The organism is Streptomyces sp. NPDC002276, from assembly GCF_053891435.1.
The window spans coordinates 185,658-202,750 of record NZ_JBSFCQ010000002.1 but is presented as its reverse complement, the minus strand read 5'-3'; the positions used below and the strand labels follow the sequence as shown (position 1 = coordinate 202,750).

The window sequence follows — 17,093 nt, the reverse complement described above, 5'->3', positions numbered from 1 at the left end:
GGGCCGGTGGCCGGGGTGGGGCCGGTGACGGGACTTCGGGTCCCTGGGCATGTACGTTCTCGTGCGTGCCCGCTCCACTGAAGACCGTCAGGCGACCCCTGCTGGTCCTTTCCGCCGCCCTGTCGTCCCTCGCGCTCACCGCGCCGCTCGCCCTCGCGGCCCCGAGTCCGACCCCGACACCGAAGCCGACGCCGACGCCGAGTAGCACCACGAGTGCCACGGCCAGTCCTACGGCCACTCCCCCGGCGAACATGTCGTCCGTGGGCGGTGCCCGGCTCGCGCAGGCGGGGACGCAGGTCAATCTGACGTCCGGTGTGCCGGTCGTACCGAAAGACCTGACCGCGCGGTCGTGGATCGTGTCCGACGCCGAGTCGGGCGCGGTGCTCGCCGCGCACAACGCGCACTGGCGGCTGCCTCCGGCGAGCACCCTGAAGATGCTGTTCGCGGACACCGTGCTGCCGAAGTTCCCGAAGACGACCGAGCACAAGGTGGTCGCGGCCGACCTGGCCGGCATGGGCGCCGGTTCCAGCGTGGTGCCGATAAAGGAGGGCGAGAGCTACACGGTCCGCGACCTGTGGCTCGGGGTCTTCCTGCGCTCCGGCAACGACGCCGTGCACGTCCTGTCCCACATGAACGGCGGCGTGGACCAGACCGTCGCCGACATGAACGCGCACGCCCAGGACCTCCAGGCGCTGGACACGCACGTGGTGACGCCGGACGGCTACGACGAGCCGGGGCAGGTCTCGTCGGCGTACGACCTGACGCTGTTCGCGCGGTCCGGGCTCCAGAAGAAGGACTTCCGCGAGTACTGCTCGACGGTGAGCGTGAAGTTCCCGGGCGAGACCACCAAGGAGAAGGGCAAGTCGGTCCGCGGGACCTTCGAGATCCGCAACACCAACCGGCTGCTGAGCGGCGACTCGGACGTCTCGGTGTACCCGGGCATCGCCGGGGTCAAGAACGGCAACACCACGAACGCGGGCGCCACCTTCACCGGGGTGGCCGAGCGCGGCGGCAAGGTGCTGCTGGTGACCGTCATGAACCCGGAGAAGGACGAGCACAACGAGGTCTACAAGGAGGCCGCGAAGATCCTCGACTGGGGCTTCCAGGCGGCCGGCAAGGTGCAGCCGGTGGGTGAGCTGGTCGCGCCGAGGAACGCGGCGCAGGCGAGCGCCCAGCCGGGTGCCACGGCCACCGGGGAGGCGGGCGGGGACACGTCGTCCACGAAGCCGGTCGCGAACTCCGCCGCTTCCGCCGCCGAGGAGGACGGTTCGAGCGGGGTGGGGATCGCGCTCGCGATCGTCGGCGGGCTGCTGGTGCTGCTGGCCGGCGGGGTCTTCCTGGTCAACCGGCGCTGGCCGCTGCCGGATCTGGTCCGTCGTCGCCCGCGTCCCTGACCTTGGGGTCCTCGGCCTCGTCGGCCGGAACGTAGTCGTCGTCCTCGTCCGCGCTGCTCGGGGTCGCCGTCCAGGCCGCGCAGAACAGGACGAGTTTCGACGTGAAGTTCATCCAAAGCAGGAGCGCCACGGGGACGCCGAACGCGCCGTACATGCTCTTCGCGGCCACGCCCTGGATGTAGCCGCTGAGCAGCAGCTTCAGCAGTTCGAAGCCGATCGCGCCGATCAGCGCGGCCACGGTGAGGCGGCGGCGCGGGGGTTCGACGCCGGGCAGCAGGGTCAGGACGTAGAGCAGGAGCAGGAAGTCGGCGAGTACGGCGACGGCGAACGCGGCGATGCGCAGGAGAATCCCGCCCCAGCCGCCCTGGGCGATGCCCAGCTCGCCGTTGATCCAGTCGACCAGCGCGGAGGCGACGGTGGAGACGGCGATCGTCGCGAGGACGGCGCCGCCCAGGCCGATCAGCACCCCGGTGTCGATGAGTTTGCGCAGCAGGGGGTTCTCGTCGCGGTCGGGCAGTTCCCACACCGCGCGCAGGCACTCCCGCATCGAGCCGACCCAGCCGATGCCGGTGAACAGCAGGACGGCACCGGCGATGAGGCCGACGGTGCCCGCGTTGTCCACCAGGGAACCGATGTTGAGCTGGTCGGAGATGCCGGGGACCTGCTCGGCGATCTTGTCCTGGAGTTCGTGCTGCTGGTCGGTGCTGAGGGTGGCGGCGGCGATCGCGGCGGCCACGGTCAGCAGCGGGAACAGCGCGATGAAGCTGATGAACGTCATGGCGGCGGAGAGCTGCGACCACTTCACCCGGTCGAGGCGCTCGTACGACCGCCACGCGTGCGTGCGCATCAGGCGCGCCACGAGCGGCCCGATGAAGGGGAGCTTCTTCAGCCAGTCCATGATCCGATTCTGCCCCCGACCACTGACACCGATGTGCGGGTACCTCACGAACACGCGCGCGTGGCGCCCTGTCGAACGCCCATAAGCGGGCGATACGGTCACGGGCATGCGTCCTCCACAGTCCCTCCTCGTCCTCGGCGGTACGTCCCGGATCGCACTGGCCACCGCCCGCAGACTCATCGCCCGCCGCACCCGCACGGTGTGGCTCGCGGGCCGCCCCTCGCCCGCCCTGGAGAGTGCCGCCGCGGAACTGCGCTCCCTGGGGGCCGACGTCCACACCGTCGCCTTCGACGCGCTCGACCCCGACTCCCACGAGACCGTGCTCGGCAAGGTCTTCGCGGAGGGCGACATCGACATGGTGCTGCTCGCCTTCGGCACCCTCGGCGACCAGGCCCGCGACGAGCGCGATCCGGCCGCCGCGGTGCGGGTCGCGCTCACCAACTACACCGGCGCCGTCTCGTCCGGCCTGATCAGCGCCCGGGCCCTCCAGTCCCAGGGCCATGGCTCCCTGGTGGTGCTCTCCTCCGTGGCCGGCGAACGGGCCCGCCGCACGAACTTCATCTACGGCTCCAGCAAGGCCGGCCTCGACACGTTCACGCAGGGGCTGGGCGACGCGCTGCACGGCACGGGCGTGCACGTGATGGTCGTACGCCCCGGTCTCGTCCGCTCACGGACGATGGCCGACCCGAGGGCGGCCTCGCTCACGACCACCCCCGAAGCGGTCGCCACAGCCATCGAACTGGGCCTGCGCAGAGGCTCGGAGACGGTGTGGGTGCCGGGGACCCTGCGCGTGGTGACGTCGGTGCTACGGCACCTGCCGCGAGGGCTGTTCAGGCGGCTGGCGGTCTGACGGCCGTGCTCAGTGGCTGGGGATCGTTCCACGATCCGTGCGGGTCGCCTGAGGTGGTACGACGGCGCCGCCGAAGGTGAACTCGCGGAGTTTGCGCCAGACGTCGTCGGCGCCCTGCTCGTAGAGCGCGAAGCCGGTGCAGGGCCACTCCGCGCGGTAGTCGGCGAGCGCTTCGTAGGCGCGGTCCATCGACGCGTCGTCGATGCCATGCGCCACGGTGACGTGCGGGTGGTACGGGAAGTGCAGCTCGCGCGCCATCGGCCCGGAGGCGGCACGGATCTGCTGCTGGAGCCAGGTGCAGGCGGAGCCGCCCTCGACCACCTGGACGTAGACGACCGGGGACAGCGGCCGGAAAGTGCCGGTGCCGGACAGTCGCATCGGGAAGGGGCGACCGGCGGCGGCGACCGCGACGAGATGGCTCTCAACCTCGGAGAGCTGTGAGGCGTCCACCTCTGTGGGCGGCAACAGCGTGACGTGCGTGGGGATGCCGTGCGCGGCGGCGTCGCCGAAGCCCGCGCGCCGCTCCTGGAGCAGGCTGCCGTGAGGCTCCGGAACCGCGATCGACACACCGATCGTTACGGTCCCCACGTCGTCTCCTGTCGTCCTGATCGGTGTCCTGTTGGTGAGCGCGGGCAGCCACGCGTGCGGCGGCCCGGCTATCGACTGTACGGCCACACCTGAGTTGTGGGCAGGCGCAACCGTAGTGATGTGCAGCGCTCTGTCCAGTGGTACGTCGGTGCGGTCGTACGCCTCAGTGCTTGGCGGGCAGGAAGCCCACCCGGTCGTACGCCTGGGCGAGCGTCTCGGCCGCGACGGCCCGCGCCTTCTCCGCGCCCTTGGCCAGGATCGCGTCGAGCGTCTCCGGGTCGTCCAGATACTGCTGGGTGCGCTCCCGGAACGGCGTCACGAACTCGACCATGACCTCGGCGAGATCCGTCTTGAGCGCGCCGTACATCTTGCCCTCGTACTCCTTCTCCAGGTCGGCGATCGACGTGCCCGTGAGGGTCGACTGGATGGTGAGGAGGTTGGAGACGCCCGGCTTGTTCTCGGCGTCGTAGCGGATCACGGTCTCCGTGTCGGTGACCGCGCTCTTGACCTTCTTGGCGGTCGCCTTCGGGTCGTCGAGGAGGTTGATGAGGCCCTTCGGGGTGGACGCCGACTTGCTCATCTTGATCGACGGGTCCTGAAGGTCGTAGATCTTCGCCGTCTCCTTGAGGATGTACGGCTTCGGGATCGTGAAGGTCTCGCCGAAGCGGCCGTTGAAGCGCTCGGCGAGGTCGCGGGTCAGCTCGACGTGCTGGCGCTGGTCCTCGCCGACCGGGACCTCGTTCGCCTGGTAGAGCAGGATGTCGGCGACCTGGAGGATCGGGTACGTGAACAGGCCCACGGACGCGCGGTCCGAGCCCTGCTTGGCGGACTTGTCCTTGAACTGGGTCATACGCGCGGCCTCGCCGAAGCCGGTCAGGCAGTTCATGACCCAGGCGAGCTGGGCGTGCTCGGGGACATGGCTCTGGACGAAGAGCGTGCACCGGTCCGGGTCCAGGCCGGCGGCCAGCAGCTGGGCGGTGGCCAGCCGGGTGTTGGCGCGCAGGTCCGCCGGGTCCTGCGGGACCGTGATCGCGTGCAGGTCCACGACCATGTAGAACGCGTCGTGGGACTCCTGGAGGGCCACCCACTGGCGCACGGCGCCGAGGTAGTTGCCGAGGTGGAACGAGCCTGCGGTGGGCTGGATTCCGGAGAGCACGCGGGGACTGTCTGAGGCCATGTTTTTTATTGTCTCAGAGAGCTTGGGGGGTTCAGGTGCGTGGGGAACCGGCGGCCGGTGGGAGCTGGTCGCGCAGTTCCCCGCGCCCCTGGGTGAGCTGCCCCAAGGGAGTTGATCAGCCGAGGTCGATCTCCGGGTACAGGGGGAAGCCGGACACCAGGTCCGTCGCCCTGCGCGAGATCTCGTCGGACACCTTCGCGTCCAGGACGTGGCTCGCCTTGCTCGGCGCGCCCGACTTCGTCGTGCCCGGCTCGGTGGTGGTGAGGACGCGGTCGATCAGGGACGCCACCTCGTCCATCTCCGCCGTGCCGAGGCCCCGCGTGGTCAGCGCGGGGGTGCCGATGCGGATGCCGGAGGTGTACCAGGCGCCGTTCGGGTCGGCCGGGATCGCGTTGCGGTTGGTGACGATGCCGGAGTCCAGGAGGGCCGTCTCGGCCTGGCGGCCGGTGAGGCCGTACGACGTCTCCACGTCGATCAGGTTCAGGTGGTTGTCCGTGCCGCCCGTGACCAGAGTCGCGCCCCGGCGCATCAGGCCGTCCGCCAGCGCGCGGGAGTTGTCGACGATGCGCTGGGCGTAGTCCTGGAAGGAGGGCCGGCGCGCCTCGGCCAGGGCCACCGCCTTGGCCGCCATGACGTGCGGGAGCGGGCCGCCGAGGACCATCGGGCAGCCGCGGTCGACCTGGTCCTTGAGGGAGTCGTCGCACAGGACCATGCCACCGCGCGGGCCGCGCAGCGACTTGTGCGTGGTGGTGGTGACGATCTGGGCGTGCGGGACCGGATCGAAGTCGCCGGTCAGGACCTTGCCCGCGACCAGGCCCGCGAAGTGCGCCATGTCGACCATGAGGGTCGCGCCGACCTCGTCGGCGATCTCGCGCATGACGCGGAAGTTCACCAGCCGGGGGTAGGCGGAGTAACCGGCCACGATGATCAGCGGCTTGAAGTCGCGGGCCGACGCGCGCAGGGCGTCGTAGTCGATGAGGCCGGTCGCCGGGTCGGTGCCGTAGGAGCGCTGGTCGAACATCTTGCCGGAGATGTTGGGGCGGAAGCCGTGGGTGAGGTGACCGCCGGCGTCCAGGGACATGCCCAGCATGCGCTGGTTGCCGAAGGCCTGGCGCAGCTCGGCCCAGTCGGCGTCGGAGAGGTCGTTGACCTGGCGGACGCCCGCCTTCGCGAGGGCGGGGACCTCGACGCGGTCGGCGAGGACCGACCAGAAGGCGACGAGGTTGGCGTCGATGCCGGAGTGCGGCTGGACGTAGGCGTGCCGGGCGCCGAAGAGTTCGCGCGCGTGCTCGGCGGCGAGGGCCTCGACGGTGTCGACGTTGCGGCAGCCGGCGTAGAAGCGGCGGCCGATGGTGCCCTCGGCGTACTTGTCGCTGAACCAGTTGCCCATCGCGAGCAGGGTGGCCGGGGAGGCGTAGTTCTCGGAGGCGATCAGCTTGAGCATCTCGCGCTGGTCGGCGACTTCCTGGCCGATGGCGTCGGCGACGCGCGGCTCGACGGCGCGGATCACGTCGAGGGCGGCGCGATAGGCCGTGGACTCGTTCGAAAGGGCGGAGAGAGGCGCGGAATTGTCGGGCATGGGGACCTCCGGACGTGGCGTTCGGCGTTCACGGTACGGCCCAGGCGCACGGCACACATTCCTGCTCGGGCCGCTCCCCGATGGTCGGTCCCATCCCAGCGCGCCAGTCACGGCCCGCCGGTCAGCCTACCGGGCGGGCCGGACGGGTCGGCTCGTGCGTCCAGCATCTGGAGTTCGGTGAGAGTCCCCGCGAGGAGGGCCTTGGCGATCTCCCCTCCCCTAGAGTCCCTTTGTGCTCTTTGGAATGGTGTGCGCGCTCGGCGCGGCGATCTGCTTCGGTACGGCGACGGTCCTCCAGGCGGTCGCCACGCGGGCGGCGACGACGGGTGGGGGCGGGGACGCGGCGCTGCTGCTGCGGGCGCTGCGGCAGTGGCGGTACATGGCGGGGCTCGGGCTTGACGGGCTGGGGTTCGTGTTCCAGATCGCGGCGCTGCGGTCGCTGCCCATCTACGCGGTCGGGGCGGCCCTGGCGTCGAGCCTCGCGGTGACGGCGGTGGTCGCCGCGCGGCTGCTGAAGGTGCGGCTCAGCGGGATGGAGTGGGCGGCCGTCGGTGTGGTGTGCGCGGGGCTCGCGATGCTGGGGCTGGCGTCGGGGGCGGAGGGGGACCGGGCCGGTTCCATGGCGTTGAAGTGGGCGATGTTGGGGACGGCCGGTGCGGTGCTGCTGCTCGGGCTGGTCGGCGGTCGACTGCCGGAGCGGGGGCGGGCGTTGACGCTCGGGCTCGGCGCCGGGTTCGGGTTCGGGGTCGTCGAGGTGGCGGTCCGGCTGATCGACTCGCTCTCGCCGTCGACGCTGGTCGGCAACCCGGCGACGTACGCGCTGCTGGTGGGTGGGGGCGCCGCGTTCCTGTTGCTGACGACGGCGTTGCAGCGGGGGTCGGTGACCACGGCCACGGCGGGGCTGGTGATCGGGGAGACGATCGGGCCCGCGGCGGTGGGGGTGGTGTGGCTCGGGGACCGTACGCGGGACGGGCTGGAGTGGCTGGCGGTGCTGGGGTTCGCGGTGGCGGTGGTGGGGGCGTTGGCGTTGGCGCGGTTCGGGGAGGCGCCGGAGGAAGCGTCCGACCAGGCCTCCGTGGAGACCGTGTAGGTCACGGCAGCACCCTGCACAGCGCCTCCACCGCTCCCGCCCACGCGTGGTCCGGCGGAGTGCCGTAGCCCACGACCAGGGCGTCCAGGGGGTCGGCCTGGGCCTGGTCGTGGCGGTAGGAGGAGAGGGGGTGGAGGGCCAGGCCCTGCCAGGCGGCGGCCTGGACCACGGACTGTTCGGTGCCGGGCGGAAGGCTGAGGACGGCGTGGAAGCCGGCCGCGATGCCGGTGACGTGGACGTCGGGAGCGTGCTGGGCGAGGGCTTCGACGAGGTTGTCGCGGCGGCGGCGGTAGCGCAGGCGGGCGGCGCGGACGTGGCGGTCGTAGGCGCCGGAGGTGATGAACTCGGCGAGGGTCAGCTGGTCCAGGACACCGCAGGTGTCGACGGCGCCCTTCGCCCTCGACACCTCCTCCGCGAGTGACGGGGGCAGGATCAGCCAGGCCAGGCGGAGGCCGGGGGCGAGGGACTTGCTGGCGGTGCCGAGGTAGACGACGTGGTCGGGGTCGAGGCCCTGGAGGGCGCCGATCGGCTGGCGGTCGTAGCGGAACTCGCCGTCGTAGTCGTCCTCCAGGACCAGGCCGCCGGTGCGCCGGGCCCAGTCGACGGCGGCGGAGCGGCGGTCGTGGCGGAGCGGGACGCCCATGGGGAACTGGTGGGCGGGGGTGAGCAGGACGGCCGGTTCGTCCGTCAACTGCCCTGGATTCGTGCCCCGTTCGTCGAAGGGGAGCGGACGGGTGCGCAGACCGGCCCTGTCGAGGAGCTGCCAGTGCGCGGGCAGGCCGTAGGACTCCACCGCGATCGTGTGGGCGCCGCGGGCCCGTAGTGCCGTGCCGATCAGCCGCAGGCCGTTGGAGATGCCCGCGCTGATCACGATGTGCTCGGGGTCGGCGCGGACGCCGCGGGCCCGGGCGAGGTAGGCGGCGAGGGCGGTGCGCAGTTCGATACGGCCGCGGGGGTCGCCGTAGCCGAGGGCCTGGTACGGGGCGGCGGTGAAGGCGCGGCGGGCGGCCTTGAGCCACTCGGTGCGGGGGAAGGCGGCGAGGTCGGGGGTGCCGGGGACGAGGTCGTAGACGGGGCGGGTGTGGAGGCGGCGGGGTGGGGTGGTGTCGGCGGGCGGGACGACCGCGCGGTCGGCGACGCGGGTGCCGGAGCCCTGGCGGGCGGTGAGCCAGCCCTCGGCGACCAGGTCGGCGTAGGCGTCGGCGACCGTGTTGCGGGCCACGCCCAGGTCGGCGGCGAGGGAGCGGGAGGAGGGCAGCCGGGTGCCGGGGGCGAGGCGGCCGGTGCGGACGGCGTCGCGCAACGCGTCCGTCAGGCCGCGGCGGACGCCGGTACCCGTGCCGGTATCGGTGCTGGTGCCGGTCGGTTCGAGGTGGAGGTCGACGCCGAAAGTGGCCCATGATTTCGCCATGGAAATGGACCATACTCCTGGGCTGCCTGGCTTCTAGGGTCGAGACATGACCACAGCACAAGAAGCTCCTTACGCCCCTGAGCACAGCCCCCGTCTCAACTGGGCCGAGCACGCCCCCGAGGTCTACAAGGCGATGGTCCGCCTCGACGCGGCGGCCCGCCGGGGGCTCGACCCGACGCTGCTTGAGCTGGTGAAGATCCGCGCCTCGCAGCTCAACCACTGCGCGTTCTGCCTCGACATGCACACCAAGGACGCGCTCGCGGCGGGCGAGAGCGTGGAGCGGATCATCCAGCTCGGGGCGTGGGAGGAGTCGCGGCACTTCTACACCGAGAAGGAGCTGGCGGCGATCGAGCTGACCGAGGCGATCACCGTCCTCACGGACGGCTTCGTGCCGGACGAGGTGTACGACCGGGCCGCGGAGCGGTTCGAGGAGGCCGAGCTGACCCAGCTGATCGCCGCGATCACGGTGATCAACGCGTGGAACCGGTTCGGCGTGAGCACGCGGATGGTACCGGGGCACTACAAGGCGGGACAGCACAAGTGACCTCGCGGACACGGCTGTTGGACGGCCGCCGGAACCGGGCGATGGTCAACCGCCGTGTCGAGCGCGGGGGTTGCCGACGGTGAGCGGGGTCGAGGTGTTCCGGTGGCTGCACCGGAGGCGGCTTCCCGGGGACCCGCTGGTGTTGCCGGGGCCCTGGGACGCGGCCAGCGCGCGGGTGTTCGTGGACGCCGGGTTCCCGGCGCTCGCCACGCCCAGTGCCGGGGTCGCCGCCTCGCTGGGGTACGAGGACGGGGCGACTCCGGCGGACGAGATGTTCGCGGCGGTCGCGCGGATCGCGCGGGCCGTGGACGTGCCGGTGTCGGCGGACGTCGAGGGCGGCTATGGACTCGCGCCGAAGGAGCTGGTGGAACGGCTTCTGGAGGCGGGAGCCGTGGGGTGCAACCTTGAGGACTCCAACGGGGGTGTCCTCAAGGACCCACGGCGGCACGCGGACTGGCTCGCCGAGGTGCGGGCGGTGGCGGCGGACGCGTTGTTCATCAACGCGCGCGTCGACACCTTCCTGCACGGCGACGGCAGTCCCGAACGGGCCATCGAGCGGGCCGCGTTGTATGTCGCGGCGGGTGCGGACTGCGTCTATCCGATCAGTGCTCCGACGGCCGTGCTGCCGCTGCTGCGCTCCGGCATCCAGGGGCCGCTCAACGTGTTCGCGCGGCCGGACGGCGAGGGCCCCTCACCCACCGAACTCGGTGAACTCGGGGCCACGCGCGTCACGTTCGGGCCGGGGCTCCAGCGGTGGGCGGCACGCGCACTCCAGGGAATGGCCGCCGAGCTGAAGCGCCGCGAGCGGCAGGAGACGGTGAACCGACCGATGCGGTGAGCCGGTTGGGGCGGTGAGCCAACTGGGGCGGTGAACCAACTGGGTCGGTGGCCTCAGCCCGCGAACCAGCGCACCGGCCTCGGCGCCAGGTTCTGGTAGACGTGCTTGGCCTCGCGGTACTCGGCGAGTCCGGCGGGGCCCAACTCCCGTCCCACACCGCTCTTTCCGAAGCCGCCCCACTCCGCCTGCGGGAGATAGGGGTGGAAGTCGTTGATCCAGACGGTGCCGTGCCGCAGCCGTCCGGCGACGCGGCGGGCGCGGCCCGCGTCGGCGGTCCAGACGGCGCCGGCGAGGCCGTACTCGGTGTCGTTGGCGAGCGCGACCGCCTCGTCCTCGGTGCGGAAGGTCTCGACGGTGAGGACCGGTCCGAAGACCTCCTCGCGTACGACGGCCATCTCGCGGTGGCACTGGTCGAGGACGGTCGGCTCGTAGAAGTAGCCGGTGGCGGGGCGGGTCGCGGAGGGCTCGGGGCGCCTGCCGCCGGAGCGCAGCACCGCGCCCTCGGCGAGGGCACCGGCGACGTACGACTCGGTCTTCGCGCGCTGCTGCTCGGAGACGAGCGGGCCGCACTCGACGCCGTCCTCGGTGCCCCGGCCGATGCGGATCCTCGCGGCGCGGCGGGCGAGTTCGGCGACGAAGCGTTCCCGGACGGTCTCCTCGACGATGAGCCGGGCGCCCGCCGAGCAGACCTGGCCGCTGTGGATGAAGGCCGCGTTGAGGGCCTGGTCGACGGCGGTGTCGAAGTCCTCCTCGGTGGCGCAGGCGTCGGCGAAGACGACGTTGGGGTTCTTGCCGCCGAGTTCGAGGGCGACCTTCTTGACGGTCGCGGCGGCGGCCTGTGCCACCTTGGTGCCGCTGGCCAGGCCGCCGGTGAAGGAGACGAGGTCGACGTCCGGGTGCTCGGCGAGGCGGGCGCCGACCGAGTGGCCGGGGCCCGTGACGATGTTGGCGACACCGGCCGGAAGTCCCGCCTCGACGAGCAGGTCGATGAGGGCGATCGTCGTGAGCGGGGTGATCTCGCTGGGCTTGACGACGAAGGTGTTGCCGGCCGCGAGGGCGGGCGCGATCTTCCAACTCGCCTGGAGGAGCGGGTAGTTCCAGGGGGTGATCAGGGCGCAGACGCCTACCGGCTCGTGCACGACGACGCTGTGGACGTCGGGTGTGCCCGCGTCGACGACCCGGCCGGGGGCCTCGGCGGCGACGAGGTCGGCGAAGTAGCGGAAGGCGTCGGCGACACAGTCGATGTCGATCCGGCCCTCCTCGACGGTCTTGCCCGCGTCCCGGCTCTCCAGCAGACCGAGTTCTTCGCGGTCGCGCACCAGCAGGTCGGCGACACGGCGGAGCAGGGCGGCCCGCTCGGCGACGGGTGTGCGCGGCCAAACCCCCTCACCAGAGCCGCCCTCACCGCCGTCGAAGGCGGCGCGGGCGGCGGCCACGGCTATGTCGGTGTCCTTCTCGTCGCCCTCCGCGACCACGGCGAAGGGCAGCGCGTCCGCGGGGTCGATGATCTCGCGGGTGGCTCCGGAGAGCGCGTCCAGCCACTCCCCGCCCACGTGAATGGTCTTGCCCGCCCGCTGTTCCGTCGTGTCGGCCATGATCGGCTGTGCCTTCCGTTCCTGTTCGGCGCCCCGGCGTCACCCCACTGTCGCGCCCGGGGACCGCGAGCGCCTGCCCGGAACGTCCGCAGGCATGCGCGATCCATGGCCGAAGTGGGCCAGATCACTGATCAAGGGCACAAAAGCCGCACCACCACACACTCGACTCCGGCCACTCCTTTGACTAAAGTCAAAGAAATATCGAGCCCGATGAAGAAGTACGGAGCCCCATATGGACAGCGCAACGGAATCGGCGTCGCCCGACGACATCGCCGCCTTCCGTCGCTTCAACCGCTACTTCACCCGCCGTATCGGCGCCCTCGACGACCACTACCTCGGCCAGGACCGTCCGCTCGGCGAGGCCCGCCTGCTCTTCGAGATCGGTGACGGCGTCTCCCTGCGGGAGCTGCGCGGCCGACTCGCCCTGGACGCGGGCTACTTGAGCCGGATGGCGAAGTCCCTGGAGGCGCAGGGCCTGGTCCGGCTGACCGTGCCCGCGCACGACACCCGGCTGCGCCTGATCGAGCTGACTCCGGCCGGACGTGTCGAGGTCGAGGAGCAGCACCGCCGCGCCGACGCGCTCGCGGCCGGTCTCCTCGACACCCTCAGCACACCCCAACGCGCCGAACTGACCCGGGCGTTGGCCACCACCCGACGCCTCCTCCGGCTGGCCGGCATCACGATCACGCCGGTCGACAGCGCCGCCGAGGACGCCCGCGGCTGCCTCGACGCCTACGCCGCCGACATCGACGCCCGCTTCCCCGAGGGCTTCGACAAGACCGATCTCGTACGGCCGGAGGAGGTCACCGGGGACGCGGGCGCGTTCTTCGTCGCGTACGAGGAGGGGCGGCCGGTCGGCTGCGGGGCGCTGCGCACGCTGGAGCCCGGGGTCGGCGAGATCCGGCACGTCTGGGTGCACCCCGACGCCCGCCGTCTGGGCCTCGCCCGCCGCATCCTGACCGCGCTCGAACTCGCCGCCGCGGCCCACGACTTCACCGTCGTACGACTCGACACGCACGCGACGCTCACGGAGGCGCGGGCGATGTACCGGGCGTGCGGGTACGTGGAGATCCCGGCCTATGTGGACCATGTCTACGCGTCCCACTGGTTCGAGAAGCGGCTGTCCGGCGCCCGCTGACCCGCCTCCCCCAGCAACTCCCGCACGCAGGCCCGCAACCACGCGTGCGCCGGGTCGGCGTCATGCCGTGGATGCCAGGCCAACCCCAGCTTCAGGGCGGGGAGTCGCAACGGTACGTCGAAGGTGACGAGGCCCAGCGTGACGGCCAACGGCACGGTCCAGTGGCTGATCAGGCCGATCAGGTCGGTGTCGCGGACCACGAACAGCGAGGCCGGGAAGGTGCCGACGGTGCCCACCACCCGGCGTTCCAGGCCGAGTTCGGCGAGCGCGGCGTCGACGGGACCGTGCAGCCTGCCGCGCCGCGAGACGATCAGGTGGTCGGCCTCGCCCGCGAACCGCTCCGGCGTCAACTCCCCCTCCAACAGCGGGTGTCCGGCCCGGACGACGCCGACCATCCGGTCCTCGTGGAGGAGTTCGTGGTGCACCTCGGGCGCCGTCGCGTCCACGACACCGACCTCCAGGTCGGCGGTCCCCTGCCGCAGGACGGGCGCGTCGACATGGCTCTCGGCGAGGAAGCGGATCCGGATGCCCGGTGCCTCCGCGGCGGCCCGCGCGAACAGTCGGGCGCCATAGAGGGCGGCGAGCGCGTCGTGTCCGATGATCGTGAACGTCCGGCTGACGGCCCTGAGGTCGGTGTCCCGGCCCGGCGCGAACAGCGCCCGCGCCCGCTCCACGACCGCGCTCACCTCGGCCCGTACGGCCAGCGCGTGCGGGGTGGGCACCATCCGGCGCCCGGCCCTGACCAGCACGGGATCGCCGAGCGCCTTGCGGATCCGGCCCAGGGTTCGGCTCATGGCGGGTTCGGAGAGATGCAGCCGCCGGGCGGCGCCCTGCACGCTCTGCTCCTCAAGCAGCACGTCCAACGCGACCAGCAGATTGAGGTCCAGCCCTCCGGCACCGGATTGCGTCACACGCATTCGCCCCTTGCAAAGGTTGCACTGGAAAGCAGGTCACCGCCGAGCCTACGGTGACAGGGCATCCCCCACCACACCGAAGCTCCCCGGAGGAGCCATGCCCGCGCCCGCCCTGAAACGGTCCACCCTCCTCGCCCTCTGCGCCTGTGTCCTGGTCGCGCAGAGCATGGTCGCCGCCATCAACCTCCTGATCCCGCAGCTGAGTTCGTCCTCCCTGCACCCCTCGCACACCGAACTCCTGTGGACGGTCGACGCGTACGTCATCGTGTTCGCCGGACTCCTGATCCCGGCCGGCGCGCTCGGCGACCGGCACGGCCGCAAGGGCGCGCTGCTGGCCGGTCTCGCCCTGTTCGCGGCGGGCGCCGCCACCAGCGCGCTCGCCCAGAACCCGGCGACACTGATCGCGGGCCGTGGCCTGTCCGGCGCGGGCGCGGCGCTGATCACCCCGGCGACGATGTCGATCCTCGTCCACCTCTCCGCCCCGGAGAACCGGGCCCGCGCCATGGGCAGTTGGACCCTCTCCCTCGGCCTCGGCGGTCTCGCCGGGAACCTCGGCGGCGGTCTGGTCGGTCAATTCCTGTCCTGGCGCGCCCTGTTCGGGGCGATGGTCCCGCTGGCCGCCCTGCTGGCCCTCGCGGTCGCCCTCACCACCCCCCGCACGGAACGCTCCGCGCACGCCAACCTCGACCCCACCGGCACACTCCTCCTCACCACCGGCCTGGTCGCCGTCCTCTTCGGCATCATCGAGGGCCCGACCTACGGCTGGACCTCCCCGCGCATCATCACGGCCTTCACGGCGGGCGCCGTACTCGTCCCGGCCTTCACCCTGCACGCCCTACGCTCCCGCACCCCGCTCCTGGACCCGCGCGTGTTCACCTCCCCCACCCTCCGCGCGGCCACCCTCGGCACGGCCACCGGCTTCTTCGGCCTGTTCTCCCTCTTCTACGTCAACTCCCAGTACCTGCAAGGAATCAAGGGCTACGGCGCCGCCCTCACCGGTGTCGCGATCGTGCCGCTGACGATCGGCATGGCCCTCGTCCCGAAACTCGCCGTCCGCTGGTCGCACCGCCCGCGTCCCGTCATCGGCACCGGTCTCGCCCTCATCGGCCTGGGCCTGCTCGGCGCGTCCACCGCCGACGCGGGCACGCCCTACTGGACGTACGCCTGCTGGCTGCTGGTGATCTCGGCGGGCACCGGGCTGTCGATGCCCGCGCTCACGGTCGGTGTCGTCACCTCGTTGCCGCCGCACCGGACGGGCCTCGGCTCCGGTCTCGCCACCTCGGCCCGCGAACTCGGCGCGGCCCTCGGCGTCGCGGTCACCGGTACGATCCTGGCCGCCCATCCCGACCTCGCCGACGGCATGGGCCCGGCGCTGCGCACGGTGGCCCTGATCGTCCTCGCGGCGACGGCAGTTGTGGTTCTCGGGCACCGCGAGCGGACCGCCACACGCACTATCGCGTCCGGCGGGAAACGCGTACTATCGCGTTCATCCCGTCGCGTGTGATCGTCAACTCCCCTCACGCACCGCCCAGTTGAGGAGCCTCCGTGCCCGCCGCCCTCCTGAATCCCGTCCTCGACCTGCTGACCCTCCGCGCCACCGTCACCGCGGCCGAACCGATCACCGCCCGGATGCGCCGACTGCGCGTCGAGGGCGAGGCCCTCGCCGGACTCGACGTCCGGCCCGGCCAGCAGGTACGCGTCCTGGTCGGCGGGCTCACTCTGCGCACGTACTCCGTCTGGCGCCACGACCCGTCCGGCGCCGTCGAGTTGTGCGTGCTGGACCACTCCGAGGGCGGGCCCGGGGCCCGCTGGGGGAAGAGCGTCGGGGTCGGGGAGCAGGTGCGGCTGCGCAAGCCCGAGGGCACCTTCACGCTCCGCCCCGAGGCCGCCCACCACGTCTTCGTCGGCGAGGAGACGGCCTCCGTCGCCTTCGGCGCGATGCTGGCCGCGCTGCCCGAGGGGGCGCGGATCTCCGGGGTCGTAGAGACGGAGTCGGCCGCGGACCGGCTGCCGCTCACGCACTCCGACCGGCTCAACTGGCTGACCAGGGGCGGGACTTCACTCCCGGACGCGGTGCGGCGCCTCGCCCCCGAGCCGGACGGGATCGCCTACGTCGCCGGGGAGGCCCGGACCGTGCAGGCCGTACGGCAGTTGCTCGTAAGGGAGTTGGGCTGGGACCGGAGGTCCGTCCTCACCAAGCCGTTCTGGGCGCCGGGGAAGCGGGGGCTGGAGTAGTCCGTCAGCATGGCGCCCCCGCCGGGCAGAAGGAGGCCACCGCCTCGTTGAGCGGGTCCCTGATCAGGGCGGGGGACACGGGCTCCGGGCCGCTGACGTGGATCGCGTAGAGCGAGCCGTCCGCCGCCGTGAAGCGGTGGTCGATCACCCGGCGGGCGCCGTGGCCCAAGTCGTCGTAGCGGTAGGTGAGTTCGGCCCAGGTGGGACCAGAGGCACGGCCGAGGACCCGGTAGCCGGGCTGGCGGGCGAAGCCGTAGCCGGGGGCGTGCTCGGCGAGGTCCAGGGACTCGGCCGGGGAGGGCTCGGAGACGCGGAAGATCTGTAGGCGGCGGGTGCCGTCCGGGGAGTCGTAGGAGATCACCGGGGCCTTGGCGCCCTGCCGTTGGGCGCGGGTCCAGTCGCGGGGGATCTCGACGGTGTAGCCGGTGGGGTCCTGGGTGGTGCGATAGGAGGACCGGGCCGCGGTCACCTGGTGGTCATGAGCGGCGGCGCGGTCCTGGGTGACGTACCAGAAGCCGGCGCCGGCGCCCGCGCCTAGCACGACCGTGGCGGTGAGCACGAGCACCGACCGCCAGGCGCGGCGGCCGGAAACAACCGGCACGGGAGCGGGGGCGGGAGCGGGGGGTGACACCCAGGGCGGCGGGATCAGTGAGGTCTGGGTCTCCGCCGTCGACCACGCCGACCAGACCGCCTGTCCGCTCTCCTCGCTCGGCCCGCGTCGCGCCCCGAAGTCGTCCCAACCGCTCATCACGAACCCCCCGAATCACCGCACCACGTACTGCTTCAGAAGTTAGCGGCGGAAAAGGGGACGGGCCCCGCTCCGGTGAAGAACCGGAACAGGG

General features: G+C 72.0%; 16 protein-coding genes and 1 riboswitch. Of the genes, 8 read left to right on the top strand and 8 right to left on the bottom strand.

Annotated features, from left to right (window positions below; all coding sequences use genetic code 11):
* The first annotated feature begins 65 nt into the window (after positions 1 to 65).
* Positions 66 to 1,394, top strand: a complete 1,329-nt coding sequence (locus tag ACWIHT_RS06005; protein WP_456164893.1) for a D-alanyl-D-alanine carboxypeptidase family protein — start codon at positions 66 to 68, stop codon at positions 1,392 to 1,394.
* On the opposite strand, the gene ACWIHT_RS06000 is transcribed toward ACWIHT_RS06005, so the two are convergent.
* Complete coding sequence (locus tag ACWIHT_RS06000; RefSeq protein ID WP_456164891.1) at positions 1,342 to 2,292, bottom strand: YihY/virulence factor BrkB family protein; 951 nt, start codon at positions 2,290 to 2,292, stop codon at positions 1,342 to 1,344. The genes ACWIHT_RS06005 and ACWIHT_RS06000 overlap by 53 nt on opposite strands.
* A gap of 106 nt (positions 2,293 to 2,398) precedes the next feature.
* On the opposite strand from ACWIHT_RS06000, the gene ACWIHT_RS05995 reads away from it, so the two are divergent.
* On the top strand, positions 2,399 to 3,142 hold the full coding sequence (locus ACWIHT_RS05995) for a decaprenylphospho-beta-D-erythro-pentofuranosid-2-ulose 2-reductase (protein WP_456164889.1): 744 nt from the start codon (positions 2,399 to 2,401) through the stop codon (positions 3,140 to 3,142).
* 9 nt (positions 3,143 to 3,151) lie between these two features.
* Here ACWIHT_RS05995 and ACWIHT_RS05990 read toward each other — a convergent pair whose 3' ends face one another.
* The 3 genes from ACWIHT_RS05990 to ACWIHT_RS05980 all read right to left on the bottom strand — a co-directional run bounded on the left by ACWIHT_RS05990 (position 3,152) and on the right by ACWIHT_RS05980 (position 6,486).
* Positions 3,152 to 3,730: a 2'-5' RNA ligase family protein gene (locus tag ACWIHT_RS05990; protein ID WP_456165972.1), complete on the bottom strand. Its 579-nt coding sequence runs from the start codon at positions 3,728 to 3,730 to the stop codon at positions 3,152 to 3,154.
* Positions 3,731 to 3,893: 163 nt separating this feature from the next.
* On the bottom strand, positions 3,894 to 4,907 hold the full coding sequence (gene trpS / locus ACWIHT_RS05985) for a tryptophan--tRNA ligase (RefSeq protein ID WP_456164887.1): 1,014 nt from the start codon (positions 4,905 to 4,907) through the stop codon (positions 3,894 to 3,896).
* A 115-nt stretch (positions 4,908 to 5,022) separates the two neighbouring features.
* On the bottom strand, positions 5,023 to 6,486 hold the full coding sequence (locus tag ACWIHT_RS05980; protein WP_456164885.1) for a glycine hydroxymethyltransferase: 1,464 nt from the start codon (positions 6,484 to 6,486) through the stop codon (positions 5,023 to 5,025).
* A gap of 31 nt (positions 6,487 to 6,517) precedes the next feature.
* Positions 6,518 to 6,607, bottom strand: a riboswitch (ZMP/ZTP riboswitch).
* A 123-nt stretch (positions 6,608 to 6,730) separates the two neighbouring features.
* Between ACWIHT_RS05980 and ACWIHT_RS05975 the strand changes: the two genes are divergently transcribed.
* Positions 6,731 to 7,576, top strand: coding sequence for a hypothetical protein (locus ACWIHT_RS05975; protein ID WP_456165970.1), 846 nt, complete (start codon positions 6,731 to 6,733; stop codon positions 7,574 to 7,576).
* A gap of 1 nt (position 7,577) precedes the next feature.
* On the opposite strand, the gene pdxR is transcribed toward ACWIHT_RS05975, so the two are convergent.
* Complete coding sequence (gene pdxR / locus ACWIHT_RS05970; RefSeq protein WP_456164883.1) at positions 7,578 to 8,987, bottom strand: MocR-like pyridoxine biosynthesis transcription factor PdxR; 1,410 nt, start codon at positions 8,985 to 8,987, stop codon at positions 7,578 to 7,580.
* Between the two features lie 46 nt (positions 8,988 to 9,033).
* On the opposite strand from pdxR, the gene ACWIHT_RS05965 reads away from it, so the two are divergent.
* Both ACWIHT_RS05965 and ACWIHT_RS05960 read left to right on the top strand, forming a co-directional pair.
* Entirely contained in the window at positions 9,034 to 9,531 is a 498-nt protein-coding gene (locus ACWIHT_RS05965; RefSeq protein WP_456164881.1) for a carboxymuconolactone decarboxylase family protein, read from the top strand.
* Between the two features lie 79 nt (positions 9,532 to 9,610).
* The gene (locus tag ACWIHT_RS05960) at positions 9,611 to 10,369 is read left to right on the top strand and encodes an isocitrate lyase/PEP mutase family protein (protein WP_456164879.1); all 759 of its coding nucleotides are present in this window, start codon (positions 9,611 to 9,613) and stop codon (positions 10,367 to 10,369) included.
* A gap of 53 nt (positions 10,370 to 10,422) precedes the next feature.
* Here the strand turns inward: ACWIHT_RS05960 and ACWIHT_RS05955 are convergent, their stop codons facing one another.
* Entirely contained in the window at positions 10,423 to 11,964 is a 1,542-nt protein-coding gene (locus tag ACWIHT_RS05955; RefSeq protein ID WP_456164877.1) for an aldehyde dehydrogenase family protein, read from the bottom strand.
* Between the two features lie 232 nt (positions 11,965 to 12,196).
* Here ACWIHT_RS05955 and ACWIHT_RS05950 point away from each other — a divergent pair, with 232 nt between their 5' ends.
* Positions 12,197 to 13,102, top strand: coding sequence for a bifunctional helix-turn-helix transcriptional regulator/GNAT family N-acetyltransferase (locus ACWIHT_RS05950; protein WP_456164875.1), 906 nt, complete (start codon positions 12,197 to 12,199; stop codon positions 13,100 to 13,102).
* On the opposite strand, the gene ACWIHT_RS05945 is transcribed toward ACWIHT_RS05950, so the two are convergent.
* Complete coding sequence (locus tag ACWIHT_RS05945; protein WP_456164873.1) at positions 13,057 to 14,019, bottom strand: LysR family transcriptional regulator; 963 nt, start codon at positions 14,017 to 14,019, stop codon at positions 13,057 to 13,059. The genes ACWIHT_RS05950 and ACWIHT_RS05945 overlap by 46 nt on opposite strands.
* Before the next feature lie 94 nt (positions 14,020 to 14,113).
* On the opposite strand from ACWIHT_RS05945, the gene ACWIHT_RS05940 reads away from it, so the two are divergent.
* Positions 14,114 to 15,520, top strand: a complete 1,407-nt coding sequence (locus ACWIHT_RS05940) for an MFS transporter (protein WP_456164871.1) — start codon at positions 14,114 to 14,116, stop codon at positions 15,518 to 15,520.
* Positions 15,521 to 15,561: 41 nt separating this feature from the next.
* Positions 15,562 to 16,251: a siderophore-interacting protein gene (locus ACWIHT_RS05935; RefSeq protein ID WP_456164869.1), complete on the top strand. Its 690-nt coding sequence runs from the start codon at positions 15,562 to 15,564 to the stop codon at positions 16,249 to 16,251.
* A 4-nt stretch (positions 16,252 to 16,255) separates the two neighbouring features.
* Here ACWIHT_RS05935 and ACWIHT_RS05930 read toward each other — a convergent pair whose 3' ends face one another.
* Positions 16,256 to 16,999: a hypothetical protein gene (locus tag ACWIHT_RS05930; protein ID WP_456164867.1), complete on the bottom strand. Its 744-nt coding sequence runs from the start codon at positions 16,997 to 16,999 to the stop codon at positions 16,256 to 16,258.
* Positions 17,000 to 17,093: the final 94 nt, after the last annotated feature.